The organism is Azospirillum sp. SYSU D00513, assembly GCF_017356015.1.
Lineage (GTDB): Bacteria > Pseudomonadota > Alphaproteobacteria > Azospirillales > Azospirillaceae > Azospirillum.
In genome coordinates this window covers 227,861-251,197 of the sequence record NZ_JAFIQV010000001.1, presented here as the reverse complement: position 1 = coordinate 251,197, position 23,337 = coordinate 227,861, and the positions used below count along the sequence as shown (strand labels likewise).

At 71.5% G+C, this 23,337-nt stretch carries 23 protein-coding genes; 8 read left to right on the top strand and 15 right to left on the bottom strand.

Annotation, left to right across the window (positions count from 1 at the left end; all coding sequences use genetic code 11):
- Positions 1 to 40: 40 nt before the first annotated feature.
- Positions 41 to 241: a hypothetical protein gene (locus JUB11_RS01150; protein ID WP_207455427.1), complete on the bottom strand. Its 201-nt coding sequence runs from the start codon at positions 239 to 241 to the stop codon at positions 41 to 43.
- 304 nt (positions 242 to 545) lie between these two features.
- Between JUB11_RS01150 and JUB11_RS01145 the strand changes: the two genes are divergently transcribed.
- Complete coding sequence (locus JUB11_RS01145) at positions 546 to 767, top strand: YMGG-like glycine zipper-containing protein (RefSeq protein WP_207455425.1); 222 nt, start codon at positions 546 to 548, stop codon at positions 765 to 767.
- On the opposite strand, the gene JUB11_RS01140 is transcribed toward JUB11_RS01145, so the two are convergent.
- From JUB11_RS01140 to JUB11_RS01100, 9 genes are all read right to left on the bottom strand, one after another.
- Positions 761 to 1,633, bottom strand: coding sequence for a hypothetical protein (locus JUB11_RS01140; protein ID WP_207455423.1), 873 nt, complete (start codon positions 1,631 to 1,633; stop codon positions 761 to 763). The two genes, JUB11_RS01145 and JUB11_RS01140, sit on opposite strands and share 7 nt — an antisense overlap.
- Positions 1,634 to 1,641: 8 nt before the next feature.
- The gene (locus JUB11_RS01135) at positions 1,642 to 2,727 is read right to left on the bottom strand and encodes a Do family serine endopeptidase (RefSeq protein ID WP_207455421.1); all 1,086 of its coding nucleotides are present in this window, start codon (positions 2,725 to 2,727) and stop codon (positions 1,642 to 1,644) included.
- Between the two features lie 125 nt (positions 2,728 to 2,852).
- Positions 2,853 to 3,614: a hypothetical protein gene (locus JUB11_RS01130; RefSeq protein WP_207455420.1), complete on the bottom strand. Its 762-nt coding sequence runs from the start codon at positions 3,612 to 3,614 to the stop codon at positions 2,853 to 2,855.
- A 109-nt stretch (positions 3,615 to 3,723) separates the two neighbouring features.
- A complete protein-coding gene (locus tag JUB11_RS01125) occupies positions 3,724 to 4,851 on the bottom strand; it encodes a HAMP domain-containing sensor histidine kinase (protein ID WP_207455419.1) in 1,128 nt (375 codons plus the stop codon).
- A gap of 169 nt (positions 4,852 to 5,020) precedes the next feature.
- Positions 5,021 to 6,406: a heme biosynthesis HemY N-terminal domain-containing protein gene (locus tag JUB11_RS01120; protein ID WP_207455418.1), complete on the bottom strand. Its 1,386-nt coding sequence runs from the start codon at positions 6,404 to 6,406 to the stop codon at positions 5,021 to 5,023.
- Complete coding sequence (locus JUB11_RS01115; protein WP_207455417.1) at positions 6,403 to 8,169, bottom strand: mitofilin family membrane protein; 1,767 nt, start codon at positions 8,167 to 8,169, stop codon at positions 6,403 to 6,405. The genes JUB11_RS01120 and JUB11_RS01115 overlap by 4 nt, the downstream gene beginning before the upstream one ends.
- 72 nt (positions 8,170 to 8,241) lie before the next feature.
- On the bottom strand, positions 8,242 to 8,985 hold the full coding sequence (locus JUB11_RS01110; RefSeq protein ID WP_207455416.1) for a uroporphyrinogen-III synthase: 744 nt from the start codon (positions 8,983 to 8,985) through the stop codon (positions 8,242 to 8,244).
- A 14-nt stretch (positions 8,986 to 8,999) separates the two neighbouring features.
- A complete protein-coding gene (gene hemC, locus JUB11_RS01105) occupies positions 9,000 to 9,926 on the bottom strand; it encodes a hydroxymethylbilane synthase (RefSeq protein WP_207455415.1) in 927 nt (308 codons plus the stop codon).
- Between the two features lie 74 nt (positions 9,927 to 10,000).
- Positions 10,001 to 10,834: a class I SAM-dependent methyltransferase gene (locus JUB11_RS01100; RefSeq protein WP_207455414.1), complete on the bottom strand. Its 834-nt coding sequence runs from the start codon at positions 10,832 to 10,834 to the stop codon at positions 10,001 to 10,003.
- Positions 10,835 to 10,881: 47 nt separating this feature from the next.
- On the opposite strand from JUB11_RS01100, the gene tsaD reads away from it, so the two are divergent.
- The 4 genes from tsaD to JUB11_RS01080 all read left to right on the top strand — a co-directional run bounded on the left by tsaD (position 10,882) and on the right by JUB11_RS01080 (position 13,805).
- The gene (tsaD, locus tag JUB11_RS01095; protein ID WP_207455412.1) at positions 10,882 to 11,955 is read left to right on the top strand and encodes a tRNA (adenosine(37)-N6)-threonylcarbamoyltransferase complex transferase subunit TsaD; all 1,074 of its coding nucleotides are present in this window, start codon (positions 10,882 to 10,884) and stop codon (positions 11,953 to 11,955) included.
- A gap of 42 nt (positions 11,956 to 11,997) precedes the next feature.
- Positions 11,998 to 13,017, top strand: a complete 1,020-nt coding sequence (locus JUB11_RS01090; protein ID WP_207455411.1) for an NAD(P)H-dependent glycerol-3-phosphate dehydrogenase — start codon at positions 11,998 to 12,000, stop codon at positions 13,015 to 13,017.
- A 69-nt stretch (positions 13,018 to 13,086) separates the two neighbouring features.
- The gene (locus JUB11_RS01085; protein WP_207455410.1) at positions 13,087 to 13,371 is read left to right on the top strand and encodes a YciI family protein; all 285 of its coding nucleotides are present in this window, start codon (positions 13,087 to 13,089) and stop codon (positions 13,369 to 13,371) included.
- Between the two features lie 20 nt (positions 13,372 to 13,391).
- Positions 13,392 to 13,805, top strand: coding sequence for an EVE domain-containing protein (locus JUB11_RS01080; protein ID WP_207455409.1), 414 nt, complete (start codon positions 13,392 to 13,394; stop codon positions 13,803 to 13,805).
- Between the two features lie 185 nt (positions 13,806 to 13,990).
- On the opposite strand, the gene moaA is transcribed toward JUB11_RS01080, so the two are convergent.
- Positions 13,991 to 15,025, bottom strand: a complete 1,035-nt coding sequence (gene moaA, locus JUB11_RS01075; protein WP_207455408.1) for a GTP 3',8-cyclase MoaA — start codon at positions 15,023 to 15,025, stop codon at positions 13,991 to 13,993.
- An 84-nt stretch (positions 15,026 to 15,109) separates the two neighbouring features.
- Positions 15,110 to 17,173: a 4Fe-4S dicluster domain-containing protein gene (locus JUB11_RS01070; RefSeq protein ID WP_207455407.1), complete on the bottom strand. Its 2,064-nt coding sequence runs from the start codon at positions 17,171 to 17,173 to the stop codon at positions 15,110 to 15,112.
- Positions 17,174 to 17,418: 245 nt separating this feature from the next.
- Here JUB11_RS01070 and JUB11_RS01065 point away from each other — a divergent pair, with 245 nt between their 5' ends.
- From JUB11_RS01065 to JUB11_RS01055, 3 genes are read left to right on the top strand one after another with little or no spacing between them, the layout of a single operon-like run.
- On the top strand, positions 17,419 to 18,300 hold the full coding sequence (locus tag JUB11_RS01065) for a formate dehydrogenase accessory sulfurtransferase FdhD (protein WP_207455406.1): 882 nt from the start codon (positions 17,419 to 17,421) through the stop codon (positions 18,298 to 18,300).
- Positions 18,293 to 18,925: a molybdenum cofactor guanylyltransferase MobA gene (gene mobA, locus JUB11_RS01060; protein ID WP_207455404.1), complete on the top strand. Its 633-nt coding sequence runs from the start codon at positions 18,293 to 18,295 to the stop codon at positions 18,923 to 18,925. The genes JUB11_RS01065 and mobA overlap by 8 nt, the downstream gene beginning before the upstream one ends.
- Before the next feature lie 11 nt (positions 18,926 to 18,936).
- Complete coding sequence (locus JUB11_RS01055; protein ID WP_207455401.1) at positions 18,937 to 19,632, top strand: class II aldolase/adducin family protein; 696 nt, start codon at positions 18,937 to 18,939, stop codon at positions 19,630 to 19,632.
- Between the two features lie 212 nt (positions 19,633 to 19,844).
- Here JUB11_RS01055 and JUB11_RS32570 read toward each other — a convergent pair whose 3' ends face one another.
- The 3 genes from JUB11_RS32570 to JUB11_RS01040 all read right to left on the bottom strand — a co-directional run bounded on the left by JUB11_RS32570 (position 19,845) and on the right by JUB11_RS01040 (position 23,277).
- Complete coding sequence (locus JUB11_RS32570) at positions 19,845 to 21,827, bottom strand: HAMP domain-containing sensor histidine kinase (protein WP_207455399.1); 1,983 nt, start codon at positions 21,825 to 21,827, stop codon at positions 19,845 to 19,847.
- 320 nt (positions 21,828 to 22,147) lie between these two features.
- A complete protein-coding gene (locus JUB11_RS01045; protein ID WP_207455398.1) occupies positions 22,148 to 22,624 on the bottom strand; it encodes a F0F1 ATP synthase subunit B in 477 nt (158 codons plus the stop codon).
- Positions 22,624 to 23,277 (bottom strand): ATPase, encoded by a 654-nt coding sequence (locus tag JUB11_RS01040; protein WP_207455397.1) that lies wholly within the window; start codon positions 23,275 to 23,277, stop codon positions 22,624 to 22,626. The genes JUB11_RS01045 and JUB11_RS01040 overlap by 1 nt, the downstream gene beginning before the upstream one ends.
- Between the last annotated feature and the right edge of the window lie 60 nt (positions 23,278 to 23,337).

The window sequence follows — 23,337 nt, the reverse complement described above, 5'->3', positions numbered from 1 at the left end:
CAGCATTCTTCTCTTGAGCACCCAACGCGGCGGAACCCCCTCACCGCCGCCCCAGCAGCCTCCGCCACAGCGGGCGCCGGCGGGCTTCGTCGTCCTTGCTGGCGATCCATTGGTCGGCCAGTTCGCGCACCTGCCAATCGCCGAGGTAGCGCTCGCAGTCAATGGCGACGTAAAGCCGCACCTTGTCGAGACCGAGCCGCTCGAAATACTCCAGCGTTCTTTGGCGCGTCGTGTTGTCCATCGTCCGCTTGCCGGTCATGCCGGCCCCGCCGTTTGGGAAGCGGAGTGCCGGATCGTGTGCGATTGATTCTGTATAGGGTTCGATTGTCGGAAGGCGCAACAACTCTTTCGTGCGTTCCTCGGGGTGCCGGGGGTCGGATGAACAGGCGAACTCCATCGATTGGGCTATGCCGAAAACACGAGCTGTCATCCCGGCATGTCTCGGAATCATCACAAACGCACCTCGGCTCAACCGGCGATCATGCGCGCGGTGGCGGCCAACGAGCCGGCGCCCTAACGATAAGAACCTGATCGCGGGTAATTCCATGCTGAAGACGATGAGCGCGGCCCTGTTCGGGGCCGTTCTTCTGGCCGGCTGCTCCAACATGAGCCACACCGAACAGCGGACGCTGAGCGGCGGGGCCATCGGGGCGGCCGGCGGCGCGACTCTGGGCGCGCTGACCGGCGGCAGCGCTGTCACGGGCGGGCTGATCGGCGGTGCCGCCGGTGCCGCCGTCGGCGCCCTGACCAGCGACCGGCGCTACTGAGCGCCGTTCGCTCCGCCATCCCCGTCTTCCTCGTCCTCCAGATCGTCCAGCGACAGGGTGCGGACTTCGAGGCGGGGATCGGGGGCGGGCGGCGCCTCCGGAGGCAGGGCGGGGCGGGCGGGCGGCTGCGGCATGGCCGGGGGCTGTGGCCGACGGACCGGCTGCGATGACGCCGGATCCGCCGTCATTCCCGCCGAAATCCCCGCGGCCGCTCCATTCCTGGGCACCGGAGGCGGCGGGCGGTCCACCGTCCGCCGGGGCGTCCGCAAGGGCTTGTTGACCGTCCCCTTCGGCCCGACGCTCGGTGCGTCGCCGAAATCCGGCAGCGGGGGAATGCGGTTCATCACCACCCGCATCAGGTCGGCGATACGGTCGGCGTCGTCGCGCAGCTTCTGCCCGCGCTCGCCGTCGTAGAGCGGGTCGTCCAGGAATTTCCGGATCTCGATCAGGCCGCGCAGCTCCAGCCCGCAGATCTCGTGCGTGCCGATGGGCAGCGCCTTCACGCGCGCGAAGCCCGTGAAGAACAGGGCGCTCGCCTCCACGAACAGCACCACCATGCGCGCGTGCATGCGCTCCAGCGCGGTGGTCAGGGTGGCGGTCATCTCCCCCATCTCCGCCGGCGCCGCGTCCAGCCGTTCCTGGGTCACGGCGGCGAGCGCGAAGAAGTCGCGGACCTGCTTGGTGAAGGCGCGGTAACGGGTCAGCCCGCCGACCGAGACCCGCTCGCGCGCCGCCGTGGCCAGTTCGCTCGCCTGCTTCAGCATGGCGTCCAGCCGGATGAGCAGCTTGGCGATCTCGCGCTGGCGCTGGGCGGCGCTCGGCTGCGGCGCGGCGGGAGCCGGCCGGCGGGGAGGAGGAGAGGCCAATTCGGGTCCTAGCTCGCCGTGCGGATGTTCAGCGTGCGCTCCCGGCCATCACGCAGCACGGTGAGCTGGGCAGGGGTGCCGACGCGCATCAGCCCGATGCGGTTGCGCAGGTCGGTGCCGCTGCGGACCGGGCGGCCGTCCACGGCGACCACCACGTCGCCGCTGCGCATGCCGGCGCGGTCGGCCGGCGAGCCCGGCTCCACCTTGGCGATCACGGCCCCTTCGATGTCCAGCAGGTTCATGCTTTCCGCGAGGTCGGGCGTGAGATCCTGGATGGCGACGCCGAGCCGGCCGCGCCGCACCTCGCCATACTCCAATAGCTGGTCCACCACCGCGCGCACGATGGTGACCGGCACCGCGAAGCCGATGCCCGCCGAGGCACCGGCCGGGCTGATGATGGCGGTGTTGATGCCGATGAGCTGACCGTTGAAGGCGACGAGCGCGCCGCCCGAGTTGCCGGGGTTGATGGAGGCGTCGGTCTGGATGTAGTCCTCGTAGCCTTCCGGCTTCAGCCCGCCGCGCCCGAGCGCCGAGACGATGCCCGAGGTCACCGTCTGGCCCAGCCCGAACGGGTTGCCGATGGCGACCACGAAGTCGCCGACCTGGAGCGCGTCCGAATCGCCCATGGGCAGGGCCGTCAGCCGGTCCGCCTGGATCTGCAGCAGCGCGATGTCGGTCGCGGGATCGCGCCCGACCAGCTTCGCGCGGATCTGGCGGCGGTCCTTCAGCGTGACCATGATCTCCCGCGCGTTCTCCACCACATGGTTGTTGGTGACGACGTAGCCGCGACGCGCGTCGATGATCACGCCCGACCCGGCGCTGACCTGCGGCCGCGCGCGCTGTTCGGGGACGTTGAAGAAGCGGCGGAAGAAGGGATCCCGCAGCAGCGGGTTGTCGGCCTGCGGCGCCTGGGACAGCACCGCGATGTTGACCACGGCCGGCGTCACCTGGTTCAGCAGCGGCGCGATGGTCGTCGCACCGGCTGCGGGAAGGGCCGCCTGCGCCGGGATCGTCGTGGGCGCCATCGCCACGCCGCCCGCAACCACGGCCGCCATCAGGACCCGCAGGCCCGCCGTTCCCACCCACTTCGTCATTCGCTGCCTCTCACCGGTTCCGCCGTGCCGCACGGGCAGGCGTCGGAGATTTGGGTAAAAACCGCAACTCCTTCAAGCCGCCCGCGCCGTTCCGGCAGGGGCGATGATACGCGATTCCCGCGCCCTCACCAGCGGCGAAGAAGACGTGCCAGGGCGATGCCGGCCAACGCCAGGCCGGCGGCCAGAGTGGCGGCGGCGGCCGGCCAGATCCCGCCCGGCGCCTCCGGCGCCTCGACCGAGACGGTCCAGCCGCCCGCCACCGGACGCCGGGCGGCGAGGGCCGCCATCGCCGGTGATCCCTCGCCCGGCCCTGCCCCGGCGAGCCTCAGCCCCTCCTCGTCGGTGAGGACGGCGCTCCAGCCCTCCGGCCGGGGAAGACGGGGCCAGTCCTCCAGCTCGATGATGGCGCCGACCACGGCCTCCACCATGCCGTCGCGCCGCAGGGGAAGCGCCACCGCGACCGACGCGGCGCCTTCCGCGCCCAGCCGGCCCGAAACGGTGATGCGCCCCTCCAGGATGGCCGCGCGCACGGCGGCGGCGTAGGGCGGCGGTGCCGTGGGAACGCCGTCGCTGCCGGCCGTCACGCGCCCGTAGGCGGTGGCCAGGAAGACCGCGCGCCAGCCCGGACGCCCGTCGCGCAAGCGGCGCGCCACTTCTTGAAAGCGCCCCGGATCGGCGGGAAAGCCGGTGAGGAGCACCGCCGTCTCCAGCGCCGCCCCGACCTCGGCGATGTCCCGCTCGACGCTCCGCGCCAGCGCGTCCGCCGCGTCCCCGAGGCGGCGTTCCCCGGCCTCCCTCAGGGCGGAGGAGGCGAGGAGGCCCAGCAGCAGCGCCATGGCCGGCAGGGGCGCCAGGACGGCGAGCACGAGGGCGGGGCGCCCAGACATCCGGCGGCGGAGGGCCTGCCAGCGGGGCGCCGGTTTCGGCGGCCCCGGAAGTGGAACGGGAAGCCGGGCCGGAATGGACGGCGGGGGCTGTTCCATGCGGCGGCGCCGGTCAGGGCTCGGCCGCCGGGGGGAATCGGACGGTCGCGGTCGTTCCCGTGCCGGACCGGCTCTCCAGCCTGATGCTGCCGCCATGCAGCTCGACCAGGGCGCGGGTGATGGTCAGGCCGAGGCCGGGACCCTCATGCGTGCGGGTGGCGCTCATGTCCGCCTGCTGGAAGGGCTCGAACACGCGCTCCAGCGCCTCTTCCGGGATGCCGATGCCGGTGTCGGCGACGGTCAGCACCACGGCACCGGAGCGGTCCAGCGCGGCTCCCACCCGCGCGCTGCCGCCGGGCGGCGTGAACTTCACGGCGTTGGAGACCAGGTTCAGCAGGATCTTCATCACCGCGACCCGGTCGGCCAGCAGCCCGACCGGCAGGGGGCCGGTCTCGTCGATCAGCGTCACCTCGCCCTTGGCGGCGCGGTCGCGGACCATCTGCAGGCAGGAGCGGACCACCGCCCCGATGTCGATGCTCTCCCGCGTCAGGGTCATCTCGCCCGCCTCGATGCGGGCCATGTCGAGCACGTCGTTGATGATGCCCAGCAGCAGATTGCCGCTTTCGTGCATGTCGGCGGCGAACTCCGCGTATTTCGCCTCCCCCAGCGGGCCGAGGAGCTGATGCCGGAGGATCTCGGAGAAGCCGATGATGGCGTTGAGCGGCGTGCGCAGCTCGTGGCTCATGTTGGCGAGGAAGGTGCTCTTGGCCTGCACCGCGTGTTCGGCGCGGGCCTTGGCCTCCAGCAGGGCGCGCTCGGCGCTCCGGCGGTCGGTAATGTCGCGCAGGGTCGCGGTGCGGAAGAGGGTGGCGCCGACACGGGTCTCCGTCACCGACAGCTCGGCCGGAAAGCGCGTGCCGTCGCGGCGCAGGGCCTCGACCTCCAGCCGGCGTCCCAGCCGGTCCCCCTGGTCGAGCCGTGCGCCGTCGGCGAGGATCAACCCTTCCGGGCGCCGCCCCAGCACCTCTTCGCGGCGCCAGCCCAGCGTGCGTTCGGCCGCAGGGTTGAATTCCACCAGCCGCCCGTCCGCGTCCACCGTCAGGATGCCGTCGAGCGCGCCGGCCACGACCGCCGCCGCCAGCGCCGGATCGCCGCCCGCCCCACCCGTGCCGGCGGCTGCATGTTCAACGCTGTCGTCCATCGCCTCCGCCCGTTCCGGCCCCGGTCGCCCCTTGCGGGTGAATGGCCCTGTAGGCATCCCCCTTCTACGAGGGGGAGTCTTGCGAAACCCTTTATACACAAATGAAGAAGGCCCCTTCCACGGGCTGTGGAAGGGGCCTCTGCCATGCTTCGCTGTCCGGTCCGGTGGGCTATCCCGCCGGTGATGGCGAGGCGGCCGGCGTGCCGGGAGACAGGTCGGGCAGGCCGCCCAGGACCCTCGGCTGCTCCGGCAGCGTCAGGGCGACCGCCGGGGCCGGCGCCTTCCAGGTCAGGCTGTCGAAGCTGCCGCAATGGGGGCAGAGCCCGCTCCAGACATGGGTGGCGGCGCCGCAGGCCGTGCAGGTCCAGGCCGGGTCGGGCTCGGCCGAAGCGGCCTTGGCGATCCAGGCTGTGGCGGCCTCGTCGTTCTTGTGCTCGCTGCGCTCCAGCTCGGCCAGGAGCTGGTAGGCGCGGCGGGAGGGCCGAAGCTCCAGCGCCTTGTTCAGGTGCGCCCGCGCCTCGCCCCAGAGCTGCGCGTCCAGCGACGCGCGGGCGAGAGCCAGATGCCCCTCGACATGGTTCGGCGCCACGTTCAGCAGCCGCTCGAACCGCTTCACGCGGGTCAGCGGCGCCTCGCCGGGCACGAGGTCCCGGTAGACGTCGGACAGGTCCGGGTGCGGGGTCTCGCGCCAGGCGCGCTCCAGCGCCTTGGTCGCCGGCTTGGTACGGCCGGCGGCGATGAGCAGCCGGGCGACCCGGACCGCGGCCGGCACGAAGCCGGGCACGAGGTCGTGCGCCGCCTGGGCGTGGGACAGGGCCGAATCGGCGCGCCCGCGCCGTTCCGCCTCGAAGCTGCGCTCCAGCAGCAGGGCGGCGCGGTGGTGGCGTCCCTCGGCGGCCGGGATGGCTTTGGCGTGCATGGCCTGCTGAAGCGTGCCCTCCGCCGCGGCCCAGTCGCCCGACCGGGCCTCCAGGTCATAGAGCGTGGAGAGCAGCCAGGGCGTGTTGGGCTGGATCGCCTGCGCCCGGCGGGCGAGCTGGAGCGCCTCCACCCGGTCGCCCGAGCGGATCGCCTGGGTGAGCAGGCCGCGCAGCCCGAGGAAGGCCGTGTCCGGCCGGTCGAGCATGGCCGTGAAATACTGCTTGGCCGCCTGGTCGTCGCCCTGGAGCTGGGCGGCCTGGGCCGACAGCAGCATGGTGAGCGGCGGCTCGTTCAGCAGGCCGTCGGCGCGCCGGGCCATCTTGCGGGCGGTGGAGGGGTCGCCGGCGGCGACCGCCACCATGCCCTGGGTCAGCGCCTTGTAGCCGCGCTCGCGCCGGCGGGTGCGGCTGTAGCGGCGCACCCGGGTCGGGGCGCCGCGGACGGCGCGGTAGAGCCGGTAGAGCAGGGCGGCGACGCCGAGCGCCACCAGGCCGATGATGACGGCCATGGTGAAGCTCGTCTCGACGACATAGCCCTGCCAGTTGACGCTGACCGAGCCCGGATGCTCGACCAGCCAGATCGCGGCCGCGACGATGATCGCGACCTTGATCAGGAACCAAATGGCGCGGCTCATTGCGCGGCTCCGTTTCCGCTGGTGGCGCCGGCCGCGTTGCCCATCAGGGCGATGGCGCGGCTGGAGAGCTGCCGGGTCGCCTGGTTGGCGGCAAGCCGCGCCTTGGCGTCCTCGAGCCAGGGGGCCGCCGCCGCCGCCGCCGGACCCTGGAGGCCGGACAGCTCCTGCACGGCGCCGGGGATGTCGCCCTTCTGGATCGCGGCTTCCGCGCGGGCGACGATGGCGCCCGTGCTGGTGCCGACCACCCCGCCGCCTTCCTGGCGGACGGTCACGAGGGTTGCCAGCGTGCCCTTGACCTGGTCGAGCCAGTCGCGCGGATCGCCCTTGTCGTCGGCGCGGACGATCTCGGCGGCCAGCGGCTCGAAGCGTTCGGCCAGCTGCGGCTCGGTCGGGATGCCCTTGGCGGCGTAGGGCGCCAGCGTGTCGAGCGGCTGGGTGATCTGCGGGTCGCCGATGCCGAGCGAGCGCACGGCCTGGAGGTCCGACTGGAAGGGCTGGCCGGCGGCCAGCGTGTTGCGGAGCTGGCCGGCCGCCAGCACCATCGCCTGGGCCGCGGCGGCGGAGTTGCTGCGCTCCTCCACCGTCTTGTTCACGGAGGCGAGCTGCTCCTTGAGCGTCCCGACCTCCTGCTGGAGGCCCTGGGCGGCGCTGGCGTTCTGGCCGACCTGGGAGAGCTGCTGCTCCAGCCCGGACAGGCGCTGGGTCAGCTCGGCGACCCGCTGCTGCTGTTCGCTCTGCTGGCTGCCGCGCTGCTCCAGCCCGTCGAGGCGGCTGGTGAGCTGCGCCAGGCTCTGCTCGAGCGGGGCGATATCCACCGGCGGCGGGGCCGGCTGGGCCGGGGCGGCGGCCGTGTCGCCGCTGCCCACCGAGGCGAGGCGCTGCTCCAGCGCATCGATCCGGCCGGTCAGGGCCTGGGTGTCCACCGCCGGGACCGTGGAAGCGGCGTCGCCGCCCGCGGCCGGAGCCGGGACCGGGCGCTGCTCGAGCTGGGCGATGCGCTCGTTGAGCTGGCGGATCTGGTCGGCGACGGCCGGGTCGGTCTGGGCAGGCGCCGGCTGAGCCGTGGCGGTCTGCGTCTGGCCGGCGTGCGGCCAGCCGGGCACGCGCGGTCCCCACCAGGGCTCCGACAGGGCGGCGCCGCCGACGATCAGCGCCAGCAGGGACACGGCCGTCGCGAAGCCGGAGCCGGAACGGCGCGGCTCGGGCCGGTGCTTCGCGACGGAGGCGGGCGGGTCGTAGCTGCGGGCGGCGGTGGTGCCGGCGGTGGCCGCCGTGCTTTCCGCCGTGCTCTCGCCGGTGCCGATCATGTCCGCGCCGGAGCCGGCCGGGCCGCCGGTGGCACCCGTGATGGTGTCGGCGGATCCGGACTCGGGCGTCGCGACCACGTCCGCCGGGGAGATGACCGTGTTGCCCATGATCGTGTCGCTGCCGGGCGTGTCGCCGAACAGCGTGTCGGCGCCCTGCTCGTCGGCGGGGGTCGCGGCGGTCAGGTCGGCGTCGTCCAGCAGCAGCTTGTGCCGGGTGGCGGCGGTCCGCAGGTCGGCGTGGCGCGCGACCGGGATGGCCCCGCGCTTCTTCCAGCCCTGCACGGTGGTGACGGGAATGTCCAGCTTGGACGCCATCGGGCGGATGCCGCCGAAGCGTTCGATGATGCGCTCGACGGCGGCGTGGCCGGAAGCGTTGCTGCCGGAATTGGGCGTCTGGTCCGACGGTGTCTGGCCGTTGGGGGTCGACTCGTTGTCGGGGCCTTGGCGAGAGGTCATTGGTGTGCCTTCTTGGTCGCTGTTTTTCTTGAACGCCGTGAACGCGCCTTCGGCCCTCCCGCCCGGCCGCGGCTAGGGCGCCGCCAGCAGGTCGAGCAGGCCGTCCTGGTCCGGCCGCGACGCGGCCCGTACGCTCCTCCACGGCACCACTCCCAAGGCGCCGTACGCACGTGCAGCATCCGCGACCGCGGGACTGAGGCAGAGGGCGTCCACCGTACGACAACAGCCGGCCAGCTCCGCCTCCCCCAACAGCGTAACAAAGGAACGTGCGGTACGGGGAGAGAAAAACAGTGCGGCCTCCACCGAACCCGTACGCAGTACCTCGGAGGTTAACGCGCTGAGGCGTGTCGCGGCCACGGCCTCGTACAGGGTTTCCCGCCTCACGGAAAATCCGGCCTGCCCCAGAAGGCCGGCGAGGTCCCCCGCCACCTTGCTGCCGGCCACGTGCAGCAGACCGCCGGCAGCGGGGGCACAGCGCCGCCGGACCAGATCGGCCAGCGCGTACACGTCGCCCGACGCGCTCTCCACACGCTCGAAGCCGATGGCGCGGGCGGCGGCGGCGGTGGAATCACCCACGGCATAGGCCGGGCGGTCGCGTCGATCCGTACGTTTCGCATAGGCGCGCACGCCGTTGGCGCTGGTGAAGAGCAGGGCCTGGACCCCGGTCAGGTCCGGTTCCGGTCCGTCGAGCCAGACCATTTCCAGCATTGGCTCCAGCGCCACCTCGTAGCCGCGGGACCGCAACTTTTCGGCGAGCGGGGCCGCGTCCTCCGCCGGGCGGGTCACCAGGATCCGCGGGCGCCGCTCGCTTTCCATGGGCGCCGCGGGCCTCAGGCCTGGAAGAAGTTCGGGGGCAGGACGGACTTGATCTCCGATCCCGCCTCGGCGCCGAGAAGGGCCGCGTCGGCGATCGGACCCTCCCGCTCGGCGTGGAAGACCTGCCGGCCGTCGTGCGACAGCACCTTGGCGCGCAACGACAGGCGGTCGCCCGACAGCGTCGCCATCGCCGCGATCGGCGTCCGGCAGGAGCCGTCGAGCACCGCCAGCAGCGCCCGTTCCGCCGCCACGCGCGAGGCCGTCTCCGCGCAGTGCAGCGGGGCCAGCAGGGCGCGGGTGGCGGCGTCGTCCGTGCGGATCTCGATCCCGATGGCGCCCTGGGCGACGGCGGGCAGCATCTCCTCGGGCTCGAAGACCTGGGTGATGCGCTCGGTCAGGCCGAGCCGGCGCAGGCCGGCCAGCGCCAGAAGCGTGGCGTCCACCTCCCCGGCGTCGAGCTTGGCGAGGCGGGTCTGCACGTTGCCGCGGAAGGGCACGACCGTCAGGTCGGGGCGGCGCTCCAGGATCTGCGCCTGACGGCGCAGGCCGGCGGTGCCGATGACCGAGCCGGCGGGCAGATCGTCCAGCCGCTTGCCCTCGCGGCTGAAGAAGGCATCGCGCGGATCCTCGCGCGGGAGGAGGGTGGAGATCTCCAGCCCCTCCGGCAGCCAGGTCGGCACGTCCTTCATGGAATGGACGGCGAGGTCGGCGCGGCCGTCGAACAGCGCCTCCTCCAGCTCCTTGGTGAAGAGGCCCTTGCCGCCGGCCTCGGCCAGGGTGCGGTCCTGGATGCGGTCGCCGGTCGTCTTCAGCACCACGATCTCGATGGCGCCGGGCTCGGCCAGATGGGGATGGGCGGCGATCAGCCGGCCGCGGGTCTCGTGGGCCTGCGCCAGCGCCAGGGGGCTGCCGCGCGTGCCGATGCGGAGCGGGTGTGTCATGGGGCGAAGTTTCTAGGCCATCCGCGCCGCCGGGGCAACGCCGCGCGCGTCTTTCGCCGCATTCATGACCTGGATCACTTCTTTATGGCCGTGGCCACGATCCGCCGGCTGTCCACCGTCCAGGGAGCCCCTTCGAAGTCGCCGGCGACGCTTTCCACGGCGAGGCCCGCCGCTTCGATCATCAATTCCAGCTCGTAGCGGAAGATCATGCGCCAGTGATAGGAAAACTCGCTCATTTCGATCCGGCCGTCCGGCAGCAGCTCCTCGTACCAGCCGTGGATGCGCTGGCGCTGCCGCTCGTCGAGGCGGGAGCAGCGGGAGCGCCGGACATACTGGTTGCCGGTGCGCGGGTTGCGGCGGGGTGTGGAAGGGGCGGCCGAGGCGTCCTCGTCCATCGGCAGGGTCAGCGGGTTCATGACGTCCAGCGCCAGCCGCCCGCCCGGCGCCAGATGCGCTGCGGCCGAGGCCAGCGTCGACCGTTGCGCCTGGAAATCGGGGATCAGCATCAGCACGTTGAAGGGGACGGCGGCGAGCCGGAAGTCCCGCGCCGGCAGGTCCAGCGAGGCCGCGTCCGCGCGCACCGCATGGACACGGGCGCGCACCGCCTCCGGCTCGGCCGCGAGCTTGGCACGGAGCTGGGCGAGCATGGCGTCGGACACGTCCACCGCCCAGACCTCGTGCCCGGCGCGGGCGAGCGGGATGGTCAGGCGCCCCGTGCCGCAGCCGATCTCCAGCACCGGCCCGCCGTCTGCCGCCGCCCGTTCCTTGTAGAAAGCAACATCGCCCAGTATGCCGAGCCGGGCGAGTGCCGCCACGTCGCCGGCGTCCGGCTCGCCGATCTCCAGCGACGGGTAGTCGCCGTCGTAATAGAGGATGCTGGCGTCGTGATCGGGAACGTCCTTGTTCATGGCGGAAACCCTATACCGGAAGGCCCGAGACGGCTAGTTTGGCGGCCATGATAGTCCTTGGAATCGAGACGAGCTGCGACGAGACGGCGGCGGCCGTGGTCACGGACGGGCGGGAGATCCGCGCGAACGTCGTGCTGTCGCAGCTGGACGACCACACCCCCTATGGCGGGGTGGTCCCGGAAATCGCCGCGCGCGCCCATCTGGAGCATCTGGACGGGCTGGTCCGCCGCGCGATGGAGGAGGCCGGCGTCGGCTTCGGCGATCTGGACGCGGTGGCCGCGACCGGCGGGCCGGGGCTGATCGGCGGGGTCATCGTCGGCGTCATGACCGCCAAGGCGATCTCCGCCGCGCGCGGGCTGCCCTTCGTCGCCGTGAACCATCTGGAAGGCCACGCCCTCACCGCCCGGCTGACCGATGACGTTCCCTTCCCCTACCTGCTGCTGCTGGTCTCCGGCGGCCACTGCCAGCTCCTCGTGGTCGAAGGCGTGGGCCGGTACCGCCGGCTCGGCACCACCATCGACGACGCGGTGGGGGAGGCCTTCGACAAGACGGCCAAGCTGCTCGGCCTCGGCTACCCCGGAGGGCCGCTTGTGGAGAAGGCGGCCGGCCGCGCCACGGACCCCGGCCGCTTCGAGCTGCCGCGCCCGATGATCGGCCGTCCGGGCTGCGACTTCTCCTTCTCCGGGCTGAAGACCGCCGTCCGCCGCCATGTGGAGGAGCTGCCGCGGCCCCTGTCGGAGGCGGACCAGGCCGACCTCGCCGCCGCCTTCCAGAGAACGGTGGCCGAGGTGATGGCCGACCGCTGCGCCCGCGCCATCCGCCTGTTCAAGGAGGCGCACCCCGGGGGTGGCGCCCTCGTCGTGGCGGGCGGCGTGGCGGCGAACAAGACCTTGCGCGCGCGCCTGTCGGACCTGGCCGCCGCCGAGGCCATGCCCTTCGTGGCGCCGCCGCTGAACCTCTGCACCGACAACGCGGCGATGATCGCCTGGGCGGGGCTGGAACGCCTGCGCCTGGGCGAGACCGATTCGCTGAACTTCGCCCCGCGTCCCCGCTGGCCGCTCGACCCCTCCGCCGCCCCGGCCATTGGCCGGAAGGGCGTGGGGTCGGGCGTGAAGGCCTAGCGGGGCGGCGTGATGAGGCAGGGTGGCGCAACGAGGATGTCCATGGATCAGAACCGCTCCACAACCTATCAGCGGATCGGCGTCGTCGGCGGCGGCGCCTGGGGCACGGCGCTGGCGCTGGCGGCCCTGCGCGCCGGGCGCGAGACGACGCTCTGGGCGCGGGAGCCCGCGGTGGTCGAGGCCATCCGCGGAACCCGCGAGAACCGCGACTACCTTCCCGGCGTGACCCTGCCGGAGGCGCTTCGCGCGACCGGCGATCTGGCGGAGGCGGCGGATTGCGACGCGCTGCTGCTGGTGACGCCGGCCCAGCACCTGCGCTTCGCCTGCGGCAACCTCGCGCCCTATCTGCCACCCGAAACACCGGTGGTGATCTGCGCCAAGGGGATCGAGCTGGACACCCACGCGCTGATGAGCGAGGCGGCGGCCTCGGCCCTGCCGTCCGGCACGCCGGTGGCCATCCTCTCCGGCCCGACCTTCGCGGCGGAGGTGGCGCGCGGCCTGCCGACGGCGGTCACGCTGGCGGCGCGCGACGCGTCCGTCGGTGGCGCCCTGGTGGAGGCGCTGGGCAGCCGCACCTTCCGCCCCTACCTGTCCGACGACGTCGTGGGCGCGCAGGTCGGGGGTGCGGTCAAGAACGTGCTGGCCATCGCCTGCGGCGTGGTGGAGGGGCGGAAACTCGGCGACAACGCGCGCGCCGCCCTCATCACGCGCGGGCTGGCTGAGATCAGCCGGCTGGCTCTGGCGCTCGGCGGACGGCCGGAGACGCTGATGGGGCTGTCCGGCCTCGGCGACCTGACCCTGACCTGCTCCAGCCTGCAATCGCGCAACATGTCGCTGGGCGTGGCGCTGGGGCATGGGCGGACGCTGGCGGAGATCCAGGCTGGCCGGCGCTCGGTGGCGGAGGGCGTCTACACGGCGTCGGCCGTGGTCGGGCTCGCCCGCAGGCTCGGGGTGGACATGCCGCTCTGCGGGGCGGTGGACGCCATCCTCAACCGGGGCGCCGGGCTGGACGAGACCATCGACGGGCTGCTGGCCCGCCCCTTCCGGGAGGAGGGCTACTGAGCCGCCTTCCGCGACCGGCCGGCTTGCGCTAGGCTCCGCGCCTCGAAGCCCCGAGGTTGAGGAGACGTCATGCTCTACATGTTCCACTGCACCGACAAGCCCGGCTCGGCCGAGGTGCGCGCCGGCAACCGCCCGACCCACCTGGCCTATCTGGAGTCGCTCGGCGACCGTCTCGTCGCCGCCGGCCCGCTGCTGACCGAGGACGGGCAGGGCATGGTCGGCAGCCTGCTGATCGTGGAGTGCGCCGACGGCGCCGCGGCGCAGGAGATCGCCGCGAACGACCCCTACGCCAAGGCCGGCCTGTTCGAAACGGTCGAGATCCGGCCCTGGCGCCGCGTCTTCCCCAAGGCCTGACCGAAGGGAACCGCAGGACCATGGCCCGTTGGCTCGTGAAGTCGGAGCCCTTCAAATATTCGTGGGAGCGCATGGTCGCCGACGGCACCACCCATTGGGACGGCGTGCGCAACCACCAGGCATCCAACAACCTGAAGGCCATGAAGATCGGCGACCGCGCCTTCTTCTACCACTCGAACGAGGGGCTGGAGATCGTCGGGGTCGTCGAGATCGCGCGCGAATACTACCCTGACCCCAGCGACGAGGCCGGCCGCTTCGGCATGGTGGACGTGAGGGCCGTCGCCCCGGTGAAGACGCCCGTCACGCTGAAGCAGATCAAGGCCGACCCGCTGCTCCAGACCATGGCGCTCGTCCGCCAGTCCCGCCTGTCCGTCTGCCCCGTCACCGACGAGGAATGGGCGCACATCTGCGCGCTGGCGGGCGTGGAGGCGTGACACGGTACGGCTTGTTCGCAGGCCGGTGCTATCGCGCTCAAACGCGCTGCAACCACTTAGCCGTCACCCCCGCGAAAGCGGGGGTCCAGCGCCTTTGCTCAGCGTTCGCTCCGCAGCGTTCTGGATCCCCGCTTTCGCGGGGATGACGGAAAAACCCTGTTGGTGCCGAAACTTACCGCGGAAAATCACCCCCCCGTCACGCTCATGTGGCGGGGGACGGCGGGGCCGGAGTTCCGGCGGTCGATGATGAAGTCGTGCCCCTTGGGCTTGCGGGTGATGGCCTCGCGCACCGCCTGGACCAGCAGCTCGTCGTCATCGCTCATGCGCATGGGCGCGCGCAGGTCGGCGGCGTCCTCCTGGCCCAGGCACATGTAGAGGGTGCCGGTGCAGGTCAGGCGGACGCGGTTGCAGCTTTCGCAGAAATTGTGCGTCAGCGGCGTGATGAAGCCGATGCGGTGGCCGGTCTCCCGGACGCGGACATAGCGGGCGGGGCCGCCGGTGCGGTAGTCGATCTCGTCCAGCGTCCAGCGCTTGCGCAGCTCGGCGCGGACCAGCGACAGGGGCAGATACTGGTCGAGCCGGGCGCTGTCGCCGATCTCGCCCATCGGCATGACCTCGATGAAGGTGAGGTCGAAGCCCTTCTCCCCGCACCATTCCACCATCCGGTGGAACTCGTCGTCGTTGACGCCCTTCAGCGCCACGGCGTTGATCTTGACCTGAAGCCCGGCCTCCCGCGCGGCGTCGAGCCCGGCCAGCACCTTGGGCAGGCTGCCCCAGCGGGTGATCGCCTGGAACTTGTGCGGGTCCAGCGTGTCCATCGACACGTTGATCCGGCGCACGCCCGACTCGGACAGGAGCCCGGCGTATTTGGTCAGCATGGTGCCGTTGGTGGTCAGCGTCAGCTCGTCGAGAGCGCCCGACTTGACGTGACGGCCGAGCGACCCGATCAGCTCCCCGATGCCCTTGCGGACCAGCGGCTCGCCGCCGGTCAGCCGCAGCTTGCGGGTGCCGAGCCGGACGAAGGCCGTGCAGACCCGGTCCAGCTCCTCCAAGGTCAGCACCTCCGCCTTGGGCAGGAAGGTCATGTCCTCCGCCATGCAGTAGACGCAGCGGAGGTCGCAGCGGTCCGTGACCGACACGCGCAGATAGTTCACCGTGCGGCCGAACGGATCGACCAGCGGCGCCAGCGCGCCGGATTCGGTCGTCGATGCGGCGGTCATAGGCTTGCTCTCCCCAGCGGCCCGCCCGGCATGGCTCCGGGCCCATCGACCGCAGTATATAGGAAGGCCGGACCGGTTTGCCCCTCAATCGTCTCCATTTTCCATTTCCGGCTGGAGCCGCGCCCTCATTTCCCGCTCGCGCAGGAAGTCTTCGGTGGTGCGGGTCAGTGGCCGCACGCCGCCGGTCAGCGGGTTGTCCCCCTTGGCGAACTGGTCGCGGACGCGGCAGTCGTCGCACATGCGCAAGCGGTTGATCGCCTCCGGTGTGGCGAACATGGAATGCTTGCCGGCCAGCGCCGTCTCGATCTTGCGGATGGAGGCCTGGGTGGCGAAGGCCTTGCCGCAGGCGGTGCAGCAGAAGGGTTCCTCCTCCTTGATGGTGCGGGCGCCACGCGCGCTGTCACGGAAGTCGATCTCCGGCACCAGGGAGATGACGCGCTCCGGGCAAGTGTTCTTGCAGATGCCGCACTGCACGCAGGCGTCCTGCGCGAAGGAGAGCATCGGCTTGTCCGGATTGTCCTGGAGCGCGCCGGTCGGGCAGGCGCCGACGCAGGCCAGGCACAGCGTGCAGCCCTCGACATTCACCTCGACCCGGCCGAAGGGCGCGCCGGCGGCGAGTGGCAACACCTCCAGCGGGGCGGGGGCGGCCTTCTGCAGATGGCGCAGGGCCAGCAGCGTGACGGTCCGCTTGTTCCCCATCGGCAGGAACAGGCCGGGCAGCGGACCCGTCAGGAGCGGCAGGCCCCACAGCTCCGCCTCGACCGCGTCGGGGTCGGCGGCGTCGATGATCGACACGCGGCCCGAGCCGTAGCCGAGCCCGGCCAGCGCCGTCTCCGCCAGCCCGATCTGCCCGGCGAGGCCGGCCGTCTCGCCCGCGTTGCCCGGCCCGGTCAGGACCCGGACCTGCGTCGCCCCATAGGCCAGCGCCGTGGCGAAGACGTCGAAGCCGATCTGGGTGACCTCGTTCACCGCGAAGGGCAGCACGCGGGCGGGCAGCCCGCGGCCGAAGCGCGCCATCAGCGCGACCAGATCATCGCCGTGCCGCGAATCATGGACCAGCAGCACGGGCTCCGTCCCGCCGGCCTTGGCGTAGGTGGAGAGCAGCGTGCGCAGCCGCTCATAGACGGTGCGGGCCGGCGGCAGGGCGTAGCTGCTGGCGCCCGTCGGGCAGACGGACGCGCAGGAGCCGCAGCCCGCGCAGACATGCGGGTCGATGGCGACATGGTCGCGGTCCGGCGTGATGGCGCCGGTCGGGCAGACCTCAAGGCAGCGGGTGCAGCCGGTCTTGCGGTTGCGCGAATGGGCGCAGAGATCGGCCTTGTAGTCGATGTAGCGCGGCTTCTCGAACTCGCCGACGAGGTCCGCCGCCTCGAACAGCGCCTTGGCGACGGCGGCCGGGCTGTCGGGGTCCGGCCGCAGGTAGCCGTCGCGCTTGCCGTGCGCGGGGAAGAGCGGCGTGCCGCCCGTGAGGTCGAGAATGATGTCGCAGCGCGACTGCGCTCCCATGCGCGGCGCTTCGAAGGCGAGTGCCGTGCGGGAGGCGGGCAGGGCGGGGGCGTAGTCGTCCACGACGATGTCGAAGTTGCCGAGCCATCCCTGGGCGGAGCGCAGCCGCCCCCGGAAGACGGGAACCTCCATGACGCGCGGCGGCAGGATGTCCTTCGGGTCCTTCAGCAGGACCGTCACGTCGAGCCGGGACGACAGGGTGCGCGCGGCCTCGATGGCGCGCTCGTCCGTGCCGTAGACGAGGCACACGCCCTCCGACTTCATCAGCACGGTGCCGGACGGCGGCACGTCCAGCGCCGCCTCCGCCAGCAGGGCGGCGATCTTCGGCCCGGCGAGTGGCGCCTCCTCAGACCAGCCCGCGCGCTCACGGATGTTGGTGAAGGCAAGGTCGCTTTCCCGGTCGGTGCCCTCGACCGCCTCGGCGGCCAGCTCGGTGAAGAGCGGCGCTTCCTGCGTGCAGGCGACCAGCAGCGGCTCGCCCGCCGCAAGGCTCGCCTCGAACCGGTCCAGCTGGGCGCGGCAGAGCTGGTGGTGCACCCTCAGGCCACCATCCCGCCCACCATCCGTGTCCAGCGCGGCGCCATCCAGGGGCATGCTGTGGGCACAGTCGCAGACGAGCACCGTGCGGCCATTGATCTTCATCGGCACATCCCTTCCCGCGGGCTTTCTCAACCAAAGCCCTTCTTAACCAAAGCTGCGCAGCCCGTTGAAATATCGGGGTTCCGGCCGTCCGTTCGACCGGCTCTTTCGGAGGGGAAGCGGGTGAATGGTGGTGGCGGCCCCACTTTCGTGGCTGCGAAGCGCCGATGACCGACCCAAATGGAAAAAGCCGGGGGAGGGGGCGGCTCCCTCTTGTTCGTGCCGCGGAAGGTCATCACTCTGTGCCCATGGACCAGACGGAATTCATCATCAGGCCGGATCCGGCCAATCCCAGGCTGACCGAGCGCGTGTCGGGCCTGGACCAGGACGGGCGCGCGGTCGAGGCGTCGGTGACGGTGGAGCGCCCGCTGACGCTGTACCTGAACGGGCAGGAGATCGTCACCATGATGACGATCGCCGACTATCCGGAGTATCTGGCGGTCGGCTATCTGCTGAACCAGAACATGCTGAAGCCGGACGACCACATCACAGGCATCGACTTCGACGAGGAGACGGACACCGTCGTCGTCCGCACCGAGCGCAAGACCAACTACGAGGAAAAGCTCAAGAAGAAGACGCTGACCTCTGGCTGCGCCCAGGGGACGGCCTTCGGCGACGTGATGGAGAGCTTCGAATCGATCCGGCTGGCGGAGACGGCGCGGCTCCACACCTCCTGGATCTACGCCCTGTCGAAGAAGATCAACCTGACCCCGAGCCTCTACCTGGAGGCCGGCGCCATCCACGGCTGCGTGCTGTGCCGGGAGGACCGGCCGCTGGTCTACATGGAGGATGTCGGCCGCCACAACGCGGTGGACAAGATCGCCGGATACATGCACCTGAACGAGGTGACACCGGACGACAAGATCTTCTACACGACCGGCCGTCTGACCAGCGAGATGGTGATCAAGTCGGTGCAGATGCGGCTGCCCATCGTGATCTCCCGCTCCGGCTTCACCGCCTGGGGGGTGAGCCTCGCGCGGCAGGCGAACCTGACGCTGGTCGGGCGCGCCAAGGGCAAGCGCTTCCTGGCGCTGGCCGGAACGGACCGGCTCGTCTACGACGCCGATCTTTCCGCCACGGCGGAAGAGGGCACGGAGCATCAGCGGAAGGGCAGCCGGGACGATGACTGACGTGGGGCAGGGCAGGATCGCCGGGGTGCTGCTGGCGGGCGGGCTGTCGCGGCGCATGGGTGGCGGCGACAAGAGCCTGCGGACGCTCGGCGGGCGCACGATCCTGGAGCGCATCGTCGCCGTGGCCCGGCCGCAGGTGGACGCGCTGGTTCTGAACGCCAACGGCGACCCGGCGCGTTTCGCCGGCTTCGGCCTGCCCGTCGCGGCGGATGTGGTGGAGGGCTACGCAGGCCCGCTCGCCGGCGTGCTGACCGGGCTGGAATGGGCGAAGGCGAATGTTCCGGATGCGGAATGGGTGGCGAGCTTCGCCACCGACGCGCCCTTCCTTCCCGGCGATCTCGTCGCCCGCATGCGGGCCGTGGCGAAGGCGGAAGGGGCGGATCTGGTCTGCGCGCGATCCGGCGGGCGCGACCATCCGGTGTTCGGGCTGTGGCCGGTCCGGCTCGCCGATGATCTCCGCCGGGCCATGGAGGAGGGGGTGCGCAAGGTCGATGTCTGGACCGCGCGGCATCGGCTGGCCTTCGTCGATTTCGGAACCGATCCGATCGACCCCTTCTTCAACACCAACCGCCCCGAGGACCTGGAGGAGGCCGAGCGGCTGCTCGCCGCTCACAAGCCGGGCTGAGACGAGGACCGATGACCGAACCCACCCATCCCGAGCTGCGCCAGGCGGTCATCGACACCTGCCTCGGCATGAACCGGACGCACCTGAACCAGGGCATGTCCGGCAATCTGTCGATCCGGACCGGCAACGGTTTCCTGATCACGCCGACCAGCCTTCCCTATGACGAGATGCGGCCGGAGGACATCGTGGAGATGGGCTTCGACGGCACCTATCTTGGCAGCCGCCAGCCTTCCTCCGAATGGCGCTTCCACCGCGACATCCTCGCCGCCCGCCCGGACGTGGAGGTGGTGCTGCACGCCCACCCGACCTTCGCGACGGCGCTGGCGGTCCATGGGCGCGGCATCCCGAGCTTCCACTACATGATCGCGCTGGCCGGTGGCGATTCGATCCGCTGCGCGCCCTACGCGACCTTCGGCACTCAGGCCTTGTCCGACCACGCGGTCGCGGCCCTGGAAGGCCGGCTTGCCTGCCTGCTCGCCAACCACGGCATGATCGTGCTGGGCACGTCTCCCAAGGGCACGCTGGCCCTGGCGGTGGAGGTGGAGACGCTCGCCCGGCAGTACATCTTCTCCCTCCAGCTCGGCGAGCCGAACCTGCTGTCCCCGGAGGAGGTCGCGCGGGCGGGCGAGAAGATGCGGGCGATGAAATACGGGCAGGTGCCGGACGATGGCGGCGAAAACGACGTGGCACGCCCGCGCGGGGCGTGAGGGATTCATACAGGAACGAACATTTGCGTTGTGGTAAGTGTTCGTAACGCAAGCCTCTGCCGTCATTCCCGCGAAAGCGGGAATCCAGAACTCAGCACGAAGTGCTGTTTTGGTGAACTCTGGATCCCCGCTTTCGCGGGGATGACGTGTAAGTTGTTGTTTTCTTGACCAGTTCTGATTGGGGGCGTGCAAACCCTGCCCGCCTCAAAAGCTCACCCCGCGATCTGCGCCACCGGGCGGGGCGGCGTGACGGTCAGGACGCGGCGGGCGCTGTCCTTCGTGGAGGTGGTCTCCTCGCCGGAGCGGAGCAGGCGGTCCACCTCGGCGCTGTCGTAGCGGACGGGGATGGTCAGGGTGACGCGGGTGCCGGCGCCGGTGTCGCTCGATACCTCAACGAGGCCGCCGAGCATGGCGGTGAAATGGCCGACCAGCGTCAGGCCGAGGCCGGCGCCGCGCGAACGCCCGCCGTTGCCGCCGTCCCCGTCCGCCGCGGCGCCGCGCACGAAGGGCTGGAAGAGCTGGCGCGTCTGGCCCGGCGGGAAGCCGGGGCCGGTGTCGGCCACGGTGAAGCGCATCTGGGCCAGCCCGTCGCGCTCGACCCGCTCGGCCGACAGGGTGACCTCGCCCTCGCGGGTGTATTTGCAGGCGTTGTCCAGCAGGTTGAGCAGCGCCTGGCGGACCTTCGTGAAGTCGGTGTTCATCAGTCCCAGCCCGGCCGGGGCCTTGACCGACAGGCTGTTGCCGTGCAGGTCGGCCTGGGGCAGGGCGCGCTCCCGCACCTCGACCAGCAGCCGGTTCACGTCGAAGTCCTGGAGGCAGACGTCCATGCCGCCCGCCTCGATCCGCGCGTAGTCCAGCATGGAATCGACCATCGTGACGAGCTGTTCGCCCGTCCACTGGATCATCTCCGCGTCGTTGGCCAGCTCGCCGGCGCCCATCCGGTGCAGCTCGCTCATCAGCGTCTGGCTGGAATGGATGATCCGGTTGAGCGGGGCATGCAGCTCCTGCCCCATGTTGACGAGGAAGTCGGACTTGGCCTGGTCGGAGACCTCCAGCCGCTTCTTCTCGGCGCGCAGCCGGTCGTGCAGCTCCTGCGCCTCCTGGCGCAGCCGGTCCGTCTCCTGGTTGCTGTCCCGCAGGCCGGCGAGGGCATGGGCGAGGCCGGCGATCTCGTCCGTCCCGGCGACGGCCGGCAGATCCACCGCCGTCCGCCCCTGGGACAGCAGGGTGATGGCCCGGGTCATGGCCTTCACCGGGCGGGCGACGCTGCGGTGGAGCAGCCAGACGGCCAGCAGTCCGGTCAGCAGGACCAGCCCGCCGACCCACAGGGCGAGCGTGCCGTAGCCCGCGGTGCCGGCGTCCAGGCCCCGGCGCAGCGATCCGGCCAGCGCCTGGGTGCGGCGGCGGATCTCGGCAGCCTTCGCGGAGACGGCGTCGGCGCCGGTGGAGAGCGCGTCGCCGCGCTGGACCTCCTCCTCGACCACCAGCTCCTCGACGCGGTCGAGCACGCCCACCGCCTCGTTCAGCATGGCGGCCACCTCGTCGATGAGCTGGCGCGTGCCCGGCACCCACAGATAGCGGTTCATCTCCGCCAGCCGGTTGCGCGCGGCGTCGAGTTCGACGCGCATGCGCTCCGAATCGGCGGGATCGCGCGCTTCCACGTAGCGGATCAGGTGGTCGCGCATCAGCAGGACGGAAATGGTGGCGTCGCCGGCGAGTGCGGCCGAATCGACGCCGCCCGCGTCCTTGAGCTTGGCGAGCCGGTCGCGGATGCTTGCGACCAGCGGCTCGACCACCGCTCCGGTCAGGCGCGTGCGTTCGCTGCGCAGGGCGACGATGCGCTCGAAGGCGGCCCAATACTCCTTCAGCGCCGCGCCCGCTGCCTCGGCCGAGGCCTGGTCGGCGGGGGCGGTGACGAGAGCGGCCAGACCGGCCAGCCGCTGTTCCAGAGTGGCGCGGCGCTCGGCGGTCTCCTCCAGGCTGCCCTGGTCGCCCGCGTCCATGTAGTCGCGCACGGCGACTTCCAGGTCGCGCAGGGCGATGTCCACGTCGGCGGCGGCGTGGGAGGCGTCCGCCACGGCGGAGAAGGCGCCGACCTCGCGGTCGATGGCCGAGAGGGAGAACAGCCCGGCGAGGGCCAGGACGAGGACCAGGGCGAAGGCGATGCCGAAGCCGAGTGCCGCCCGTCCCGCCACCGGGAGATCACGGAGATGGCCGAACGCCCCGCGTCGCGCGGACGCCGGGTTCCCGGAAGACTGCTGCCCGGAAGCGGGCAAAACGCCGTGCGGCTCCACACCAACTCCCGTGCGCGCTGTCGGTTGCGAGGTCGATTGCCCGTCGAACATCCGGCGGAATCGCTACAGACCGGTTAAGACCGGAATAATGTCACGGGATGACCCCGGAACCTTTTCCAATCGGAGTGGAGTTTAGCTTGCGTCCGGGTCCGGACAAAAGAAAAACCCCGGCGCAAGCGCCGGGGTTTTCTTGGAACCATCGCCGCCGAGGCGGGGGCTGCTCAGTGCAGGTGCTTGGGCAGCTGCGCGATCGACTGCTCGATCAGCTGGCCGGCCTGGCGGGCGGGGATGCCGGCCTCCAGGATGCGGCGGCTGGCGGCGATCGCCACGTCGACCGTGAGGTTGCGGACCTCGGCGACCGCCGCGGCTTCCGCCTGGGCGATGCGGTCCAGCGCCTGCGCCTCGCGGCGCTTCAGCGCGGCCTCGAGGTCACGGCCGGCCTGCTGACGCAGGCGCTCGGCATCCTCGCGGGCGCCGGCGAGCAGGGTCTCGGTTTCCTTGGCGGCGTCGCGCTGGCGGCGCTGGTAGGAGGCGAGGGTGGCCTGCGCGTCCTCGCGGAGGCGCTGGGCCTCGTCGAGTTCCTGGCGGATGCGCGCGGCGCGGCCGTCCAGCGTCGTCGCGATCAGCGAGGACACTTTGCGGAAGGCCAGCACGACGAAGATGACGAAGGATACGAAGACCCAAAATTCTGCGGTCATCACCGACGCTCCTCGATGACGGCAGCGACGGCGGCCTCGACCTTGCCGGCATCGGCGTCGACGCCGGCGAGCTTGGAGGCGATGTCCTGCGCGATGTCGGTGGCCGCCGCGCGGACGTTGGCGAGCGCCTCGTCCTTGGCGGTGGCGATGCGGGCTTCGGCCTGGCGCAGGCGCTCGGCGAGGTCCGCGGAAAGCTGCGACTGCCGGGCCTGGTTGTTGGCCTCGATCTCGGCGGCGACCTGGGCGACCAGCGCCTGGGCCTGCGAGCGGGCATCGGCGACCGACTTGTCGACGGACGCCATCACGGCCTCGGCCTCGTCGCGGAGTGCCGCGGCCTTGGCGAGATCGCGGGAGATGCGTTCCTGGCGTTCCTCGAGCACCTCGGCCACGCGCGGAAGCGCCTTCTTGGACATGAGGTAGTAGAGGACCGCGAAAGTCAGGGCGAGCCAGAAGATCTGGGTCGGGAAGCTGGCGGGATTGAGCTGCGGCAGACCGCCGGCATGCTCACCGCCGTGATCGGCGGCGTGTTCCGCCGTCGCCGCAAGGACGGTGCCGGCGAACGCGGTCAGCGTGGCGAGGGTCGAGCCCGCGACACCCGACCAGCGGGCCAGCCGTGCACCCGTCATTGGGTTCGGGGCCAACAGGTTCGGCATGGATCGTTTCCCCTTAGGCAAAGGAGCGGCGCCGAAACCCGAAAGTCCGGCGCCGCGTTC

What these genes read in the sequence shown, in the direction of transcription:
- JUB11_RS01080 (WP_207455409.1), top strand. Translation starts at nt 13,392, where the DNA reads ATGGCCCGTTGGCTCGTGAAGTCGGAGCCCTTCAAATATTCGTGGGAG.
- JUB11_RS01145 (WP_207455425.1), top strand. Translation starts at nt 546, where the DNA reads ATGCTGAAGACGATGAGCGCGGCCCTGTTCGGGGCCGTTCTTCTGGCC.
- JUB11_RS01100 (WP_207455414.1), bottom strand. Translation starts at nt 10,834, where the DNA reads ATGAACAAGGACGTTCCCGATCACGACGCCAGCATCCTCTATTACGAC.
- JUB11_RS01045 (WP_207455398.1), bottom strand. Translation starts at nt 22,624, where the DNA reads ATGACCGCAGAATTTTGGGTCTTCGTATCCTTCGTCATCTTCGTCGTG.
- mobA (WP_207455404.1), top strand. Translation starts at nt 18,293, where the DNA reads ATGACTGACGTGGGGCAGGGCAGGATCGCCGGGGTGCTGCTGGCGGGC.
- JUB11_RS01070 (WP_207455407.1), bottom strand. Translation starts at nt 17,173, where the DNA reads ATGAAGATCAATGGCCGCACGGTGCTCGTCTGCGACTGTGCCCACAGC.
- JUB11_RS01040 (WP_207455397.1), bottom strand. Translation starts at nt 23,277, where the DNA reads ATGCCGAACCTGTTGGCCCCGAACCCAATGACGGGTGCACGGCTGGCC.
- JUB11_RS01125 (WP_207455419.1), bottom strand. Translation starts at nt 4,851, where the DNA reads ATGGACGACAGCGTTGAACATGCAGCCGCCGGCACGGGTGGGGCGGGC.
- hemC (WP_207455415.1), bottom strand. Translation starts at nt 9,926, where the DNA reads ATGACACACCCGCTCCGCATCGGCACGCGCGGCAGCCCCCTGGCGCTG.
- JUB11_RS01110 (WP_207455416.1), bottom strand. Translation starts at nt 8,985, where the DNA reads ATGGAAAGCGAGCGGCGCCCGCGGATCCTGGTGACCCGCCCGGCGGAG.
- JUB11_RS01150 (WP_207455427.1), bottom strand. Translation starts at nt 241, where the DNA reads ATGGACAACACGACGCGCCAAAGAACGCTGGAGTATTTCGAGCGGCTC.
- JUB11_RS01130 (WP_207455420.1), bottom strand. Translation starts at nt 3,614, where the DNA reads ATGTCTGGGCGCCCCGCCCTCGTGCTCGCCGTCCTGGCGCCCCTGCCG.
- JUB11_RS01085 (WP_207455410.1), top strand. Translation starts at nt 13,087, where the DNA reads ATGCTCTACATGTTCCACTGCACCGACAAGCCCGGCTCGGCCGAGGTG.
- JUB11_RS01120 (WP_207455418.1), bottom strand. Translation starts at nt 6,406, where the DNA reads ATGAGCCGCGCCATTTGGTTCCTGATCAAGGTCGCGATCATCGTCGCG.
- tsaD (WP_207455412.1), top strand. Translation starts at nt 10,882, where the DNA reads ATGATAGTCCTTGGAATCGAGACGAGCTGCGACGAGACGGCGGCGGCC.
- JUB11_RS01065 (WP_207455406.1), top strand. Translation starts at nt 17,419, where the DNA reads ATGGACCAGACGGAATTCATCATCAGGCCGGATCCGGCCAATCCCAGG.
- JUB11_RS01115 (WP_207455417.1), bottom strand. Translation starts at nt 8,169, where the DNA reads ATGACCTCTCGCCAAGGCCCCGACAACGAGTCGACCCCCAACGGCCAG.
- JUB11_RS01135 (WP_207455421.1), bottom strand. Translation starts at nt 2,727, where the DNA reads ATGACGAAGTGGGTGGGAACGGCGGGCCTGCGGGTCCTGATGGCGGCC.
- JUB11_RS01055 (WP_207455401.1), top strand. Translation starts at nt 18,937, where the DNA reads ATGACCGAACCCACCCATCCCGAGCTGCGCCAGGCGGTCATCGACACC.
- moaA (WP_207455408.1), bottom strand. Translation starts at nt 15,025, where the DNA reads ATGACCGCCGCATCGACGACCGAATCCGGCGCGCTGGCGCCGCTGGTC.
- JUB11_RS01090 (WP_207455411.1), top strand. Translation starts at nt 11,998, where the DNA reads ATGGATCAGAACCGCTCCACAACCTATCAGCGGATCGGCGTCGTCGGC.